Source organism: Pseudomonas sp. TE3911 (genome assembly GCF_054062775.1).
Genome location: NZ_JBSSFP010000001.1, coordinates 1,462,280 through 1,477,475, shown reverse-complemented (window position 1 = coordinate 1,477,475; position 15,196 = coordinate 1,462,280). Strand labels below are relative to the sequence as shown.

Genomic DNA, 15,196 nt, shown 5'->3' with positions numbered 1-15,196 from the left:
GTGTGCGTGCGGTGGTCCGCTGGCTTGATTATTTGGATCGACACGGGACAACTGTGGGAGGGGCGGTGCGACGATTCGACTTGCTCCCGATGGCGGTGGGTCAGTTAGACCACCTTTGACTGAGCCACCGCTATCGGCGCCAAGCCCCCTCCCACATTGGATTTATGTGCATTGGAAAGATCGCGATAGCTGGCGCCCGGGTGGTTGGCTCCCAGTCGCGCACCGTCGCCAAACAACTTCTCGCGCAACGTGCCTTCGGCGTATTCGGTCTTGTACACCCCACGCTTCTGCAACTCCGGCACCAGCCATTCCACAGCGTCGATAAAGGTTTCGTGGGTCAGCGCATAGGCCAGGTTGAAGCCGTCGACGTCGGTCTCTTCGACCCATTCCTGCAACAGGTCTGCCACCGTCTCCGGACCGCCGACAAACAGCGGACCGAAGCCACCGATGCCGACCCAGTCCGCCAGTTCATTCGGCGTCCAGACTTTATTCGGATCGGCCGTGGAGAAGGCTTCCACCGCCGATTGAATGGCGTTGGTGTGCACATGCTTGAGCGGCTCATCCGGTTTGAACTGGCTGAAGTCGATGCCGGTCCAGCCGGAGATCAGCGCCATCGCGCCTTCGTAGCTCACATAGGATTTGTAGTCGTCAAACTTGGCTTTAGCCTTGGCGTCCGTTTCGTCGACGATCACCGTCTGCAAATTGAAGATCAGGATTTTCTTCGGATCACGCCCGGCCTCGGCCGCACGACGGCGGATGTCGGCAACGGTTTTTTTCAGCAGCACCTTGGACGGCGCGGCGACGAACACGCATTCGGCCTGCTCGGCGGCAAACTGCTTGCCACGGCTGGACGCGCCGGCCTGGTACAGCACAGGCGTGCGCTGCGGCGACGGCTCGCACAGGTGAATGCCGGGCACCTGGAAGTGTTTGCCGACGTGTCGGATCTCGTGGATTTTGCTCGGATCACTGAAAATCCGCCGCTCGCGGTCGCGCAGTACCGCGCCCTCCTCCCAACTGCCTTCCCAAAGCTTGTAGCAAACCTCCAGATATTCCTCGGCGTAGTCGTAGCGTGCGTCGTGTTCGGTCTGGGCTTTCTGGCCGAGGTTCTTGGCGCCGCTTTCCAGGTAGGAAGTGACGATATTCCAGCCGATACGGCCCTTGGTCAGATGGTCCAGGGTCGACAGCCGACGCGCGAATGGATACGGATGCTCAAACGACAACGAAGCGGTGAGACCAAAGCCCAGGTGCTCGGTGACCAACGCCATCGGCGCGATCAGCGACAACGGGTCGTTGACCGGCACTTGGGTGGCCTGGCGAATCGCCGCATCACCGTTGCCGTTGTACACATCGTAGATGCCCAGCACGTCGGCTATAAACAGACCGTCGAACTTGCCACGCTCCAGAATTTTCGCCAGATCGGTCCAGTATTCCAGGTCCTTGTACTGCCACGAACGGTCACGTGGGTGCGCCCACAGGCCGGGAGATTGATGGCCGACGCAGTTCATGTCGAAAGCGTTCAAGCGGATTTCACGGGACATCACAGCACTCCGTTGAGGTGGTAGTTGCCGACAACCTGGTATTTGTTGCGCAACGGATCATCCAGGGTCGACGGCAGCGCGGTGCGTTGCCCGGTCAGTTCAAATTCCGCGTTACTGGCGGCGATGAGGGCTTCGGCGGCGGCGATCTGCGCCTCGGTGGCGGCCACCGGGCTCGGGTGGGTTTCGGCGCGTTCGAGCAAGGCAGCGGCCACATCCACACGGATCTGCAAGTCGCCGAAGCGGCTGATCACATAGGGGTCAGCGCTTTTTTCGACATGGCGGCGGGTGCTGTCCAGCAGTTGGCGCGCGAGATTCAAGGCAGTCATGGGTCAGGTTCCTCAGTTCCAGGCGTGGCGCGCAGGTTTCACGCCGTTGAGCACGAAGTTGCCGATCAGGTGGTATTTCCAGCGGGCCGGGTCGTGCAGGGTGTGGGTGCGCGCGTTGCGCCAGAAGCGGTCGAGGTTGTGCTTGGCCGTGACCGAACGGGTGCCGGCCAGTTCGAAGAGTTTGCTGCTGGCGAGCAAGGCGGTTTCGGCGGACAGCACCTTGGCTTGGGCGACGATCAGCGAGGCGTTGGCCACGGTGTCTTCGTTCGGTTGCGCCAAGGCTTGGTCAACCGCGATGCCGGCCTTGGCGAGGATCGCTTCAGTGCCGTGCACGCGCCATTCCAGATCGCCGATGGCGGCGATGGTGAACGGGTCCTGCCAGCCGTGATCCTGCTGGCTGTCGATCCAGGGACGGGCCTGGCGCGCGAAAATTTTTGCCTGTTCAAGGGCGCCTAGGGCAATGCCGGTATCCACCGCTGCCTGGATGATTTGCGAAATCGGCCCATCGGCCGTGGGCTGGTCAAACGCCAAGTGGGCGGGAATCACCGCGCTCAAAGGCACAGTCACGCCGTCGAGGGTCACGCCGCCGCTGGCGGTGGTGCGCTGGCCGAAGCCGTCCCAGTTGTCGATCACGGTCAGGCCTGGCGCGTTGCGCTCGACAAAACCAATGAACGCCTGGCCCTTTTCGTTATTGCCCACCGTGGGCACGATATGGGCGAACAGTGCGCCAGTGCAGTAGAACTTTTCACCGTTGATTTGCGCGGTATCACCGTGAAACCGGATTTGGGTGTCAAAGGTGCCGGCGTTTTTGCTCTTGGCCTCGGAGAAAGCATTGCCGAAGCGGTAGCCCGCCAACACCTTGCCGAAGTAATAGCGCTTCTGCTCCTCGGTGGCGGTTTGCAGGAGGATGTCGACGACACCCAGATGGTTCTGCGGGATTTGCCCCAAGGACGGGTCTGCGGCGGAGATCAACTTGATCACTTCGGCCACGGTGACATAAGACACACCGGCGCCACCGTAGGCCTTGGGAACAGTGATGCCCCACAGACCGCTGGCGGAGAACTCGTCGAGTTCGTCTACCGGTAAGCGACGGTCGCGGTCACGCACGCTGGCATCGACGGCGAAGCGTTCGGCCAGGCGCGTGGCGACCTCGATGGCCTCCGCGTCCGAGCGGATGATATGGGCAGGGTGTTGAGGATGGGCTGACATGGGCCGACTCCAGGCTCCAGGGATATGCAGGAGCTACAGCAGAAGTCGTGCCACATGAAAAAAAACTTTAAAAACAATGAGTTAAATTAAAAGCTCGCAAAGAACGGGAGCGCTGTCATACAGCAAACTGTCTAGTCACTGTTCACCTGCAAACAGTAACGTATGGAACACGCTCTATGCAGCGGTGGGAGGAGCCCCTTCGACAATGTACTTACCAAGGTCCGATTTATAAGGCGGCGAAAGCCCTTCCACCTCAAAACTCACATAAACGAGGGGCGTGAAAAAAACCGGTTTTCCAGTCCACGCGGGAATTTCCAAGGTTTCTACCGATTTAACTTCAACCCTGAAGTAACTGGTGCCATTCCCCTCAATCTTCGCATTGATTATTTGACCTTCTGCCATGCCAACGAACGGTTTGATAACCAATTTGAGCTCTTTAGCCTCCACATCAGCATATTGGACGACACCGCCCTGTGATGGCTCCAGGGATGGTGCGGGGTTCACCAGCACGGGGGTTTGTTCGTCTTTCATGGTGCATCCTCCAGTGATTGATCAAACACCGCCAACCAACCACTTCCGGGCAGTGATGCCATAAACCTATGCCCGGTACATGAGACAAACAAGCTGTGAAACTTGACAGGTGCTCATCAGCATCCTTGTAGACAAGGCCGCTAAATCACCACGTTGCGCACAAAGCGCACGGCGACCTCGCCATCGTTGCGATAGGCGTGGGGCTGGTGACTGGCGAACATGAAGAATTCGCCGGCGCCGATGGTGTTTTCCTGATCGCCCACGACCAGCGTCAAGCTGCCCTCGAACACAAACAGCTGCTCGCTCCAGCCTTCCAGGTCGGGGTCCGGGCAATAGCGATCACCGGGTTCGAGGCGCCACTCCCACAATTCAACCTCGCGCCGCGCGGTAGCCTTGGCCAATAGCACCGCCTTGCTCCCGGCAATTTCACCGGCCCAGGCCAGTTCGTTGATGCGGCTGTGATCGCGTACGTCCGGAGCCTGGATCAGGTCGCTGAAGGCTACGTCCAATGCTTCGGCCACGCGGTCCAAGGTGGACAGGCTGACGTTTTTCTCGCCTGCTTCGATGGCCACCAGCATGCGCCGGCTGACCCCGGACTTTTCCGAGAGCGCGGTCTGGCTCAGGTCGGCGGCGTGGCGCAGGCGACGAACGTTTTGGCTGACGTGCTGCAGGACCGAGGCCCGTTGTGGATTTTCTTTGTGCACTATATTGCTCAATAGGTGGGTGTGCGCAGTATACTGCCCAGCGTGCGGCGCATTGTGCGGTCCGTACCTTTCCCTGTGCAAGACCGAGCCGCCATGACCACCACCAAAACCCCTTCGCGTTTCAACCGCTTCAGCAAAGCCGAATGCATTCTGGTGTTTATCACCATGATCTGGGGCGGCACCTTTTTATTGGTGCAGCACGCTATGACGGTGAGCGGTCCGATGTTTTTCGTGGGTCTGCGCTTTGCGGCTGCGGCCATCGTGGTGGGTTTCTTCTCGTTGCGCACGCTGCGCGACCTGACCTTGTTTGAATTGAAGGCCGGGGTGTTTATCGGTGTGGCGATCATGTTTGGCTACGGCTTGCAGACCATCGGCCTGCAGACGATCCTGAGCAGCCAGTCGGCGTTTATCACCGCGCTCTACGTGCCGTTCGTGCCGTTGTTGCAATGGCTGGTACTCGGCCGTCGCCCTGGGTTAATGCCGAGCATCGGCATCATGCTCGCGTTTGCCGGATTGATGCTGCTGACCGGGCCTGCGGGGGCTTCGCTGAATTTCAGCCCAGGTGAAATCGCGACCTTGATCGGTGCCATTGCGATTGCGGCGGAAATCATCTTGATCAGCGCATTTGCCGGTCAGGTGGATGTGCGCCGGGTGACGGTGGTGCAATTGGCCACAGCCTCACTCCTATCGTTTTTGATGGTGGTGCCGATGGGCGAGGCGCTGCCGGGGTTTTCGTGGTTGCTGCTGTTCAGCGCCGTGGGCTTGGGCTTGACCAGCGCGGTAATCCAGGTCGCGATGAACTGGGCGCAACAGAGCGTTTCACCGACACGAGCCACGCTGATCTACGCCGGCGAGCCGGTGTGGGCAGGTGTGGTGGGGCGGATTGCCGGCGAGCGGTTCCCGCCGATTGCGATGCTGGGGGCGGTGTTGATCGTGGTGGCAGTGATTGTCAGCGAATTAAAGACGAAGGGGCAGAAAGCGCTCGCGTTGGCTGAAGAGCTGGAGCAAGAGCGTCAGAACTGAGGTTCGTGTTTTGGAGTTGCCTCGCAGCCCGGCAAGAGCATACGCCCTCGCGACAGGGGTAATTCCAGCCTAATGAAACAATGCCAAATGGGAAGTTTCAGCCTACCTTGTAGGATCCTGCCACATCTTGCCGTTTGGTGATCATCAAAGCGGCACGTATGATGCATCCCAAACTCCCGCAGATTAGAAGCCTATGTCCCTGATAGTTCTACTGCTTCTGCCATTCATTGGCAGCTGTCTAGCGGCCTTGCTGCCGCACAATGCACGTAACACCGAATCCCTGTTGGCCGGCCTTGTGGCCCTGGTCGGCACCATTCAAGTCGCCCTGCTCTACCCCCAGATCGCCCACGGTGGCGTGATCCGCGAAGAATTCATGTGGTTACCCAGCCTTGGGCTGAACTTCGTGTTGCGCATGGATGGGTTTGCCTGGCTGTTCTCGATGCTGGTGCTCGGCATCGGCGCGCTGGTGGCGCTGTATGCGCGCTACTACATGTCGCCGGACGATCCGGTGCCACGTTTCTTCGCATTTTTCCTGGCTTTTATGGGCGCGATGCTCGGGCTGGTGATCTCCGGCAACTTGATTCAAATCGTGTTTTTCTGGGAACTGACCAGCCTGTTCTCGTTCCTGTTGATCGGTTATTGGCACCATCGCGCCGATGCGCGACGCGGCGCCTACATGGCGTTGATGGTCACCGGTGCAGGCGGCCTGTGCCTGTTGGCAGGCGTGATGTTGCTGGGGCATATCGTCGGCAGCTATGACCTGGACCTGGTGCTGGCGGCGGGCGATCAGATTCGCGCGCACGCCCTGTACCCGGTCATGCTGGCCCTGGTGCTGATCGGCGCCTTGAGCAAAAGCGCGCAGTTCCCGTTCCACTTCTGGCTGCCCCACGCCATGGCGGCACCGACCCCGGTGTCTGCCTATCTGCACTCGGCGACGATGGTGAAGGCCGGCGTGTTCCTGCTGGCCCGCCTGTGGCCCTCGCTGTCGGGCAGCGAAGAATGGTTCTGGATCGTCGGCGGTGCCGGCGCCCTCACCCTCCTCCTCGGCGCTTACTGCGCCATGTTCCAGAATGATCTCAAAGGCCTGCTGGCCTACTCCACCATCAGCCACCTCGGGCTGATCACCTTACTGCTGGGCCTCAACAGCCCGCTGGCGGCCGTCGCGGCGGTGTTCCACATCCTCAACCACGCCACCTTCAAAGCCTCGCTGTTCATGGCGGCGGGCATCATCGACCACGAAAGCGGCACCCGCGACATCCGCAAGCTCAGCGGCCTGGTGCGCCTGATCCCGTTCACCGCGACCCTGGCGATGGTGGCGAGCGCATCCATGGCCGGCGTGCCATTGCTCAATGGATTCCTGTCCAAAGAGATGTTCTTCGCCGAAACCGTATTTATCTCGGCCACTCAGTGGGTGGAAATCGCCCTGCCGATGATCGCAACCATCGCCGGCACCTTCAGCGTGGCCTATGCGCTGCGTTTTACGGTCGATGTGTTCTTCGGTCCGCCTGCCAAAGACCTGCCCCACACACCCCACGAGCCACCACGCTGGATGCGTGCCCCCGTCGAGTTGCTGGTATTCACCTGCCTGCTGGTGGGCATTTTCCCGGCCCAGGTGGTCGGCTCGATCCTCGCCGCTGCGGCACTGCCGGTGGTCGGCGGTGTACTGCCGGAGTACAGCCTGGCCATTTGGCATGGCTGGAACGCGCCGATGATCATGAGCCTGGTGGCCATGACCGGTGGCGTGGTGCTCTACCTGATGCTGCGCAAGCAGCTCAAGCTCGGCCGTTTCAAGTACCCGCCGGTCATCAGCTACTTCAACGGCAAGCGCGGCTTTGAGCGCAGCCTGGTGGTGATGATGCGCGGCGTGCGCAAAATCGAAAAACGCATCAGCACCAAGCGGCTGCAGACCCAGTTGTTCCTGCTGGTGATCGTCGCGGTGATCGGCGCCATGATCCCAATGTTCAACAGCGGCCTCAGTTGGGGCGACCGGCCGAAGATCCCCGGCTCCATCGTGTTCGTGACCCTGTGGCTGCTGGCAATTGCCTGCGCCCTGGGCGCCGCCTGGCAAGCCAAATACCACCGGCTGGCGGCACTGACCATGGTCAGCGTGTGCGGCCTGATGACGTGCATCACCTTCGTATGGTTCTCCGCGCCCGACCTGGCATTGACTCAACTGGTGGTCGAAGTGGTCACCACCGTGCTCATCCTGCTCGGCCTGCGCTGGCTGCCACGGCGGATCGAAGAAGTCTCGCCACTGCCCAGCTCGCTACGCAAGGCGCGCATTCGCCGCCTGCGTGACTTCCTGCTGTCTACCGTGGTCGGTGGCGGCATGGCGCTGCTGTCCTACGCGATGCTGACGCGCCAGACGCCCAACGATATTTCCTCGTTCTACCTGAGCCGCGCCCTTCCCGAAGGCGGCGGCAGCAACGTGGTAAACGTGATGTTGGTGGACTTCCGTGGCTTCGACACCCTCGGCGAAATCACCGTGCTAGGCGCCGTGGCGCTGACGGTGTACGCCCTGCTGCGGCGCTTCCGCCCGTCCAAGGAAAGCATGCAGCTGCCTGCACAACAGCGCCAACTGGCGCCGGACGTGGCGACCGACCTGGTCAACCCGCGCCAGGCCAGCGATACCGCCCTGGGCTATATGATGGTGCCGGCAGTGCTGGTACGCCTGCTGCTGCCGATTGCCCTCGTAGTGTCGTTCTACCTGTTTATGCGCGGCCACAATCAACCGGGCGGCGGTTTTGTCGCCGGCTTGGTGATGTCGGTGGCGTTTATCCTGCAATACATGGTGGCCGGTACGCAGTGGGTCGAGGCACAAATGAGCCTGCGGCCAATGCGCTGGATGGGCTTCGGCCTGTTCTCGGCAACGCTGACCGGGATCGGCGCGTTGTTTGTCGGCTACCCGTTCCTCACCACGCACACCTGGCATTTCAGCCTGCCGCTGCTGGGCGATATTCATGTCGCCAGCGCGCTGTTCTTCGACGTCGGCGTTTACGCCATGGTCGTCGGCTCGACCTTGCTGATGCTCACTGCCCTCGGTCACCAGTCGGTGCGCGCGCATAAACCGAGTAACCAGGCCAAAGTAGTCGCCGCAACAGAAGGAGCCGCCTGATGGAAGAAGTCATCGCAATTGCCATTGGGGTCCTGGCGGCCTCCGGCGTCTGGTTGATACTGCGGCCACGGACGTTTCAGGTGGTGATGGGCCTGTGCTTGTTGTCGTACGGGGTCAACCTGTTCATTTTCAGCATGGGCAGCCTGTTTATCGGTAAAGAGCCGATCATCAAGGACGGCGTGCCGCAAGACCTGCTCAACTACACCGATCCCCTGCCCCAGGCACTGGTGCTGACGGCCATCGTGATCAGCTTCGCCATGACCGCACTGTTCCTGGTGGTGCTGCTGGCGTCACGGGGCCTGACCGGCACGGACCATGTGGACGGCCGGGAGCCCAAGGAATGAACTGGGTCAACCAACTGATCGTCGCCCCCATCCTGCTGCCGTTGCTCACCGCAGCGCTGATGCTGATGCTCGGCGAAAAACGCCGCCCGCTCAAAGCCAAGATCAATCTGTTCTCCAGCGTCATCGGCCTCGGCATCGCGATCCTGCTGTTGTACTGGACGCAAAAAGGTGGCCCCGGCTCGATTGGCGTCTACCTGCCGGGCAACTGGCAGGTGCCATTCGGCATCGTGCTGGTGGTGGATCAACTCTCGGCATTGATGCTGGTGCTCACTGGGATTATCGGCGTGAGCGCGCTGTTGTTCGCCATGGCCCGCTGGGACCGTGCCGGTACCAGCTTCCATGCGCTGTTCCAGATCCAGATGATGGGCCTTTACGGCGCGTTCCTCACGGCGGACCTGTTCAACCTGTTCGTGTTCTTCGAGGTGCTGCTGGCCGCGTCCTACGGTTTGATGCTGCACGGCTCGGGCCGCGCGCGGGTGTCGTCGGGCCTGCATTACATTGCGATCAACCTGCTGGCGTCGTCGCTGTTCCTGATTGGCGCGGCGATGATCTACGGCGTTACCGGTACGCTGAATTTTGCTGATCTGGCACTGAAAATCCCGCTGGTACCGGAGGCCGATCGTGGCCTGTTGCATGCCGGTGCGGCGATCCTCGCCACCGCGTTTTTGGCCAAGGCCGGCATGTGGCCGCTGAACTTCTGGCTCGCGCCCGCTTACTCCTCGGCCAGCGCGCCGGTGGCGGCGATGTTCGCGATAATGACCAAAGTCGGCGTGTACACCGTGCTGCGCCTGTGGACGCTGCTGTTCTCCGGCCAGGCCGGCGCTTCGGCGTTGTTTGGTGGCGACTGGCTGGTGTACGGCGGCATGGCAACCATCGTCTTCGCTGGGCTAGCAATGGTGGCGGCGCAACGCCTGGAGCGCATGGCGAGCCTGAGCATCCTGGTGTCGGCCGGCATCCTGCTGTCGTCGGTGGGTTTCGCCCAGCCGAGCCTGACCGCTGGGGCGCTGTTCTATCTGGTCAGCTCGACCCTGGCGTTGAGTGCGCTGTTCCTGCTGGCCGAATTGATCGAGCGTTCGCGCTCGGCCAATGACCTGCCGTTGGATGAAGAAATCGATGCATTGCCCAAGGCCATGGAGTCGTTGCACCCGCGTCCAGGGGTCAACCTGGATGACGAGCAGAAAGCCGTAGTCGGCCAGGTGATCCCCTGGACCATGGCGTTCCTGGGCTTGAGTTTTGTCGCCTGCGCACTGCTGATCATCGGCATGCCGCCGCTGTCCGGGTTTATCGGCAAGCTCAGCTTGCTGAGTGCGCTGGTCAATCCACTGGGCCTGGGTAGCGGCCAGGAAGGCCCGATTCGCCCTGCGGCCTGGGGCCTGATGGCATTGCTGATCCTGTCCGGACTGGCCTCGCTGATCGCCTTCGCCCGTCTGGGTGTCCAGCGTTTCTGGACCCCGGAGGAGCGTCCATCGCCCTTGCTGCGCCGCTACGAATGCGTGCCGATTTTCTTCCTGCTGGGCCTGAGCATCCTGCTGACCTTCAAGGCCGAGCCGCTGATGCGCTACACCCAGGCCACCGCCCAAAGCCTGAACAACCCGGAAAGCTACGTGATGGCGGTCATGGCCACGCGACCAGTGCTCAGCCCTGAAGCCAAGACGGCCGCTCTGGAGGTGCAACCATGAAGCGTCTGCTCCCTGCCCCGTGGTTGTCCCTGGCATTGTGGGTGCTGTGGCTGGTGCTGAACCTCTCCGTCAGCCCTGGCCATCTGCTGCTAGGTGCTGCGCTGGGGGTGCTCGCCCCACTGCTGATGGCGCCGTTGCGCCCGCTGCCGATCCGTATCCGCCGACCTGGCGTAATCATCCGCCTGTTCTTCCTGGTGGGCCGCGATGTGATCGTTTCCAACCTGCAAGTGGCCTGGGCTGTGCTGACATGCGGCTCGCGCCCACCGCGTTCGCGCTTCATCAAGATCCCCCTGGACTTGCGTGACGCCAACGGCCTTGCCGCCCTGTCGATGATCACCACCGTAGTGCCCGGCACCATCTGGTCGGAACTGGCGCTGGATCGCAGCATCCTGCTGCTGCACGTCTTCGATCTGGAGGACGAAGTGGCCTTCATCGAACATTTCAAAAGCGCGTACGAGCGGCCATTGATGGAGATCTTCGAATGAGCGCCCTGCTCTCCAATGCAATCCTGTTCAGCCTGTTCCTGTTCTCCCTGGCCATGGTGCTGACGCTGATCCGCCTGTTCAAAGGCCCTTCAGCTCAAGACCGGGTACTGGCGCTGGACTATCTGTACATCCTGGCGATGCTGATGATGCTGGTGCTCGGTATTCGTTATGCCAGTGACACCTACTTTGAAGCGGCGCTGTTGATTGCGTTGTTTGGCTTTGTGGGCTCGTTTGCCCTGGCGAAATTCCTGCTGCGCGGGGAGGTGATTGAATGATGCCGTTCTGGATGGAAATCGTGGTCGCGGTGCTGCTGGTGTTGAGCAGTGTGTTTGCGCTGATCGGCGCGATCGGCTTGCTGCGCATGAAGGACTTCTTCCAGCGCATGCACCCGCCTGCCCTGGCCTCGACGTTGGGAGCCTGGTGTGTAGCGTTGGCGTCGATCGTGTATTTTTCGGTACTCAAGTCCGGGCCGGTGCTGCACGGGTGGTTGATTCCGATTTTGCTGTCGATCACCGTGCCGGTGACCACGTTGCTGCTGGCCCGTACGGCACTGTTTCGCAAGCGCATGGCCGGTGATGACGTGCCGGCCGAAGTCAGCAGCCGCCGCGCCGATAAAACACCGTAGCTCCGGCACTTTATCAGCGCTAGCTCGCGAAGCTCGTCAACGATAACGCAGCACTTCATGCTGAATCGTGGCGCACTCAGGGTTTCGCGAGCAAACTTCGCTCCAACAGTGATTGAAGGTCCGCCCGCCTCAGGGCGTGCAAGGACTCAAGCGCCGCCACGGCTTGGCTGAACCGCTCAATACAAAGTTCAGGTCAGGCCGATTATTCTGCGTCCAGTGGGCGACCTCGTAGTTGTAACCGTCATAGGACACCTTCTCGTTGGGCGTCGCGTAGGCCTTGCTCGCCACCCAGGCCGGCGCGCAGTTACCGGCTTGTTGGGCTGTGACGTTAACCGTATGACTTGCACTGGCGCTGCGATTGTCGACATCGGTCACCATGAGGTTGATGATGCGTGGGCCAGCCGTGGCAGGCGCGGTAAGGATCGGACCGATCCCGGAGGAAGACGCCGGCGAAAACTCATTCGCCGTCCATGCATAACGCAGGTTGCCGCCACTCGACCCCGCGCCCGACAGAGTCAGCGTCTTGCCTGCCTCCACGGAAATCGGACCGCTGATTATCGCCTGCGGTGCAGGGCTATCCACTGGCTTGGGCTCTATCACGACGTCCTTGGACAGCGAAGTCGGATTGGGGGAACCGGTGCGGTAAACCAGCACCGTAACCCTGCCGGTCGTACTTTGCGTGACCTCGGGCGCCTTCGCCACGATATTCGGGGCGCTCACATTCTGGTAAGCAAACGCCGGCGAAAACGCCCAGCTATAGCCGCGAACATCCCGCAGATCATTGACGACGGCGGTAAAGACAGCCACCTCACCGGACATCAGCGTCTGCGGCCCCTCTACCCTGTCGGGTTCGGGCGTGGGCTCATCGGACTCGACCTGAATGCTGCGCGTGACGGTATTACTGCGGTTCTCGCTGTTGGTCACCGTCAGCGATACCAGGAAACTGCCCGCTTTCTCAGGCGCTTTGAAATCAGGTGCCACTGCGGATGAACTGGATGGCTCAAAATCAGCGGCATTCCACCGATATGTCATCTTGGCCGACGAATGGGGGATCTCTGAACTGGACCCATCCAACTGAAAGGTTTGAGCGCTTTTTATCGACGAAGGTCCCTGGATTTTGGCATAGGGGTCAGTGTCTACGGGTTGCCTGCGCCTGACGACAACGGAGGTCTCCAGTGTCACGGTATCGGCCGGAAGGCTGATTTTTTCAGGATAAGGATCGTTCTCGGTGCCCGGTAACTTCATCAGCGGCGTGACACTGACACTGAACGTAAAGGGCGTACTGACAGAGGGCGTGGGGGCAACGATGCGCAAACTCTTCTGCGTCACGCCGATGGGCTGGGTCCACCCGTCCGGCACGGTCCAGCGATATTGAAATTCGGGGTCCTCTGCGCCTTCGTGGGAGATGTCGGCCGTCAATTCCACCCAGGTCCCTCCGTTAGCGGAAGAGGCGCCAATGATTTCCCCTTTGATCCGCACCGAGGGAAGGACTTTCAGCGTCTCACTCCGGGTGTTCGCCATCTTGCCGTCAGTAATCTGCACCTCGACCGGGTACTCCATGAATTGCGGCGCCGCTGGAGCCTCAATCAACGCGTAACGCCCGTTGACCTGCGGGTTGAGTTCAACAGGGATCTTCCAACGATACGTAAACGGCGCTCCGCCTGCATTAGGCACACTCGTCGATCCCGCCTCCACCGTCAGGGGAGCGCGACTGTTGCGGTAAGAGGACACTATGGGTTCACGTCTCTCCCCGGTTTTTATCTTCATGACAACTGACGGGGCAAAAACAAGCGGCACGTCGTTACCCAGGTACGCATGCAGCACACTGCGAATCTGCCGCTCGTTGACCGCCCCCCAACCAGCCTCGTGACTTTTCACGCCATAACGTCCACCGCCCATGATGCCTTGGGGTACGGGGCCGTACGTACAGTCTTTGTGGATGGTGTAAAGGCCTAACGTGCCAGCTTCAACCGCATTTTCTTCGGTTGGCAAAGGCGTTTGCGGACTGATCAGATCGCCCCACTTGATTTTTTCCCTGTCAGTCTGACGGGTGATATTCGGCGCCGCAGGCTCGACATCGAAGCACGTCTCGCCGGCGCCATAGGACGCATACTCATCCGACAACCCGAACAACGCATGACCGATTTCATGGGGAATCGATGTGATGGCCAGCGGCGTATTGGCAGACGGTTTAAAGATATAAATCCTATTGGTACTGGCGAGGCCGCCGACGCCGTTCTGATGGTAAGTGAACTTTGAAAGTTTAATCGAGACGTCATAGATGCCGTGCCCCAATTGATTACTGTGCCGCATGATCGTTTCAATATTCTTGGTATCCGGCTCACCCGATACCGGCGAAACATGGTCAAAGCGTAAAAAACCCACTTTATCTTTAATCGCATCGAAAACAGTATCACCCATAATAATGTCAATGGCGGCCTGAGTGTCGTCACGAAAGGCCTGCATATCGTCTTGGGCATAACCATCGCCGACAATGGCAAACACCAGCGGTTTTCTCTGGGTGCTACCGTCCGGATTAAGCATGACCACCTTGTCGCTGTCGATATCGCCTAGGACACCACGCAAAGGTGCTCGCTTCGCCAAGCGTTCGATGGCCTGGCGATCGAGTTCCAGTAACGGCTTACGCATCGCTGTGCCATCGAGTGAGTCAACCGCCTTGAGGTCAATACGAAAGATCTTGATCCTGGACACTTGGCTGTCGTAAGGAAGTAATACTTCTTCAGTGCCTTCTACAGCAGATTCCGCACTGACACTTGATATTGCACCTGTTATCTCATTAAAAACTTCGCCGCGACGATAACGACTGTCATTAATGGTGCTGCTATAAAGCGTATTGCCATTGGCGTCCACAGTAATAACTTTCCATCCCCGCTCAACATCGGCATGTTCCGCCAAAATCGCCGGAGGCACCTTGTAATTACCGAGGGAAACTTCAGCAACATCTAGCGCATCGTGCTGACTTTGCAGTTGCATCCACACACTTTGAGCTTGGGAGATCGGCATCCACACCAGTAGCGCCAATACAGTTAATATCTTATTCATTCCAATATCCTTCGTACCGGTGAGGAGATCAAAATTCTTTAAGAGATAAAACTGTTTCGCCGCACACTACGCTAACGTTCTCTGATTTAAGTCAGGATCATAAATTGATGTTTGTCAAGAAAGGTGACTCAGGCACATTGCCGCGAGTCAAACCCGGCAACTGCAATTAGCCTTCATTCGGTACACCAGTCGGCACATAGTGAACACCTGCCAGCCACTCCGCAGAGTGTTTGCGCTGATCGGTGCGACCGGGTTGTTGCGCATGAAGGACGTCTTCCAGCACATGCAGCCGCCTGCCCTCGCCTCGACGTTGGGGGCCTGGTGTGCTGCTGGCCCGTACGGCGCTGTTTCGTAAGCGCATGGCCGGTGATGACGTGCCCGCTGAAGTCAGCAGCCGCCGCTGAGCTCTGAGGCGAACACGGTAAAAATGTGGGAGGGGGCTTGCCCCCGATCGCAGTGGTTCAGTCAGTTCATCTGTTGCAGACTCACCGCAATCGGGGGCAAGCCCCCTCCCACACTTGATCGCTGTTGCCAGGTGGAAAGCAGTCGGCTGT

At 59.9% G+C, this 15,196-nt stretch carries 13 protein-coding genes and 1 pseudogene; 8 read left to right on the top strand and 6 right to left on the bottom strand.

Going from position 1 to position 15,196, the window contains the following annotated elements; all coding sequences use genetic code 11:
• Positions 1-104 precede the first annotated feature (104 nt).
• The 5 genes from ACVWXD_RS06810 to ACVWXD_RS06790 form a co-directional block, all read right to left on the bottom strand.
• A complete protein-coding gene (locus tag ACVWXD_RS06810; protein WP_339483095.1) occupies positions 105-1,538 on the bottom strand; it encodes an LLM class flavin-dependent oxidoreductase in 1,434 nt (477 codons plus the stop codon).
• The gene (locus tag ACVWXD_RS06805; protein WP_099600995.1) at positions 1,538-1,864 is read right to left on the bottom strand and encodes an acyl-CoA dehydrogenase; all 327 of its coding nucleotides are present in this window, start codon (positions 1,862-1,864) and stop codon (positions 1,538-1,540) included. The genes ACVWXD_RS06810 and ACVWXD_RS06805 overlap by 1 nt, the downstream gene beginning before the upstream one ends.
• Before the next feature lie 12 nt (positions 1,865-1,876).
• A complete protein-coding gene (locus ACVWXD_RS06800) occupies positions 1,877-3,073 on the bottom strand; it encodes an SfnB family sulfur acquisition oxidoreductase (RefSeq protein WP_032889769.1) in 1,197 nt (398 codons plus the stop codon).
• Between the two features lie 174 nt (positions 3,074-3,247).
• Positions 3,248-3,604: a hypothetical protein gene (locus ACVWXD_RS06795; RefSeq protein WP_457370811.1), complete on the bottom strand. Its 357-nt coding sequence runs from the start codon at positions 3,602-3,604 to the stop codon at positions 3,248-3,250.
• Between the two features lie 140 nt (positions 3,605-3,744).
• Complete coding sequence (locus ACVWXD_RS06790; RefSeq protein WP_095184420.1) at positions 3,745-4,308, bottom strand: helix-turn-helix domain-containing protein; 564 nt, start codon at positions 4,306-4,308, stop codon at positions 3,745-3,747.
• Between the two features lie 93 nt (positions 4,309-4,401).
• Between ACVWXD_RS06790 and ACVWXD_RS06785 the strand changes: the two genes are divergently transcribed.
• The 7 genes from ACVWXD_RS06785 (at position 4,402) to ACVWXD_RS06755 (ending at position 11,579) form a co-directional block, all read left to right on the top strand.
• Positions 4,402-5,331 (top strand): DMT family transporter, encoded by a 930-nt coding sequence (locus tag ACVWXD_RS06785; protein ID WP_095184419.1) that lies wholly within the window; start codon positions 4,402-4,404, stop codon positions 5,329-5,331.
• Between the two features lie 193 nt (positions 5,332-5,524).
• A complete protein-coding gene (locus ACVWXD_RS06780) occupies positions 5,525-8,446 on the top strand; it encodes a monovalent cation/H+ antiporter subunit A (RefSeq protein ID WP_181643827.1) in 2,922 nt (973 codons plus the stop codon).
• On the top strand, positions 8,446-8,790 hold the full coding sequence (locus ACVWXD_RS06775; protein ID WP_003192163.1) for a Na+/H+ antiporter subunit C: 345 nt from the start codon (positions 8,446-8,448) through the stop codon (positions 8,788-8,790). Before ACVWXD_RS06780 ends, ACVWXD_RS06775 begins: the two co-directional genes overlap by 1 nt.
• Positions 8,787-10,469 (top strand): monovalent cation/H+ antiporter subunit D, encoded by a 1,683-nt coding sequence (locus ACVWXD_RS06770; protein ID WP_032889777.1) that lies wholly within the window; start codon positions 8,787-8,789, stop codon positions 10,467-10,469. The genes ACVWXD_RS06775 and ACVWXD_RS06770 overlap by 4 nt, the downstream gene beginning before the upstream one ends.
• Positions 10,466-10,954 carry a Na+/H+ antiporter subunit E gene (locus ACVWXD_RS06765; RefSeq protein ID WP_032889779.1) on the top strand — a complete coding sequence of 163 codons (489 nt, stop codon included), beginning with the start codon at positions 10,466-10,468 and terminating at the stop codon, positions 10,952-10,954. The genes ACVWXD_RS06770 and ACVWXD_RS06765 overlap by 4 nt, the downstream gene beginning before the upstream one ends.
• Positions 10,951-11,229: a K+/H+ antiporter subunit F gene (locus ACVWXD_RS06760; protein WP_005789171.1), complete on the top strand. Its 279-nt coding sequence runs from the start codon at positions 10,951-10,953 to the stop codon at positions 11,227-11,229. The genes ACVWXD_RS06765 and ACVWXD_RS06760 overlap by 4 nt, the downstream gene beginning before the upstream one ends.
• Positions 11,226-11,579: a Na+/H+ antiporter subunit G gene (locus ACVWXD_RS06755; protein WP_032889780.1), complete on the top strand. Its 354-nt coding sequence runs from the start codon at positions 11,226-11,228 to the stop codon at positions 11,577-11,579. Before ACVWXD_RS06760 ends, ACVWXD_RS06755 begins: the two co-directional genes overlap by 4 nt.
• Before the next feature lie 129 nt (positions 11,580-11,708).
• Here the strand turns inward: ACVWXD_RS06755 and ACVWXD_RS06750 are convergent, their stop codons facing one another.
• On the bottom strand, positions 11,709-14,642 hold the full coding sequence (locus tag ACVWXD_RS06750) for a M64 family metallopeptidase (protein WP_181643828.1): 2,934 nt from the start codon (positions 14,640-14,642) through the stop codon (positions 11,709-11,711).
• Between the two features lie 175 nt (positions 14,643-14,817).
• Between ACVWXD_RS06750 and ACVWXD_RS06745 the strand changes: the two are divergent.
• Positions 14,818-15,046 (top strand): annotated as a pseudogene (locus ACVWXD_RS06745) (monovalent cation/H(+) antiporter subunit G).
• Positions 15,047-15,196: the final 150 nt, after the last annotated feature.

Coding starts and splice junctions, on each gene's coding strand:
- ACVWXD_RS06785 (WP_095184419.1), top strand. CDS start 4,402: ATGACCACCACCAAAACCCCTTCGCGTTTCAACCGCTTCAGCAAAGCC.
- ACVWXD_RS06805 (WP_099600995.1), bottom strand. CDS start 1,864: ATGACTGCCTTGAATCTCGCGCGCCAACTGCTGGACAGCACCCGCCGC.
- ACVWXD_RS06765 (WP_032889779.1), top strand. CDS start 10,466: ATGAAGCGTCTGCTCCCTGCCCCGTGGTTGTCCCTGGCATTGTGGGTG.
- ACVWXD_RS06800 (WP_032889769.1), bottom strand. CDS start 3,073: ATGTCAGCCCATCCTCAACACCCTGCCCATATCATCCGCTCGGACGCG.
- ACVWXD_RS06770 (WP_032889777.1), top strand. CDS start 8,787: ATGAACTGGGTCAACCAACTGATCGTCGCCCCCATCCTGCTGCCGTTG.
- ACVWXD_RS06775 (WP_003192163.1), top strand. CDS start 8,446: ATGGAAGAAGTCATCGCAATTGCCATTGGGGTCCTGGCGGCCTCCGGC.
- ACVWXD_RS06760 (WP_005789171.1), top strand. CDS start 10,951: ATGAGCGCCCTGCTCTCCAATGCAATCCTGTTCAGCCTGTTCCTGTTC.
- ACVWXD_RS06750 (WP_181643828.1), bottom strand. CDS start 14,642: ATGAATAAGATATTAACTGTATTGGCGCTACTGGTGTGGATGCCGATC.
- ACVWXD_RS06755 (WP_032889780.1), top strand. CDS start 11,226: ATGATGCCGTTCTGGATGGAAATCGTGGTCGCGGTGCTGCTGGTGTTG.
- ACVWXD_RS06780 (WP_181643827.1), top strand. CDS start 5,525: ATGTCCCTGATAGTTCTACTGCTTCTGCCATTCATTGGCAGCTGTCTA.
- ACVWXD_RS06810 (WP_339483095.1), bottom strand. CDS start 1,538: ATGTCCCGTGAAATCCGCTTGAACGCTTTCGACATGAACTGCGTCGGC.
- ACVWXD_RS06795 (WP_457370811.1), bottom strand. CDS start 3,604: ATGAAAGACGAACAAACCCCCGTGCTGGTGAACCCCGCACCATCCCTG.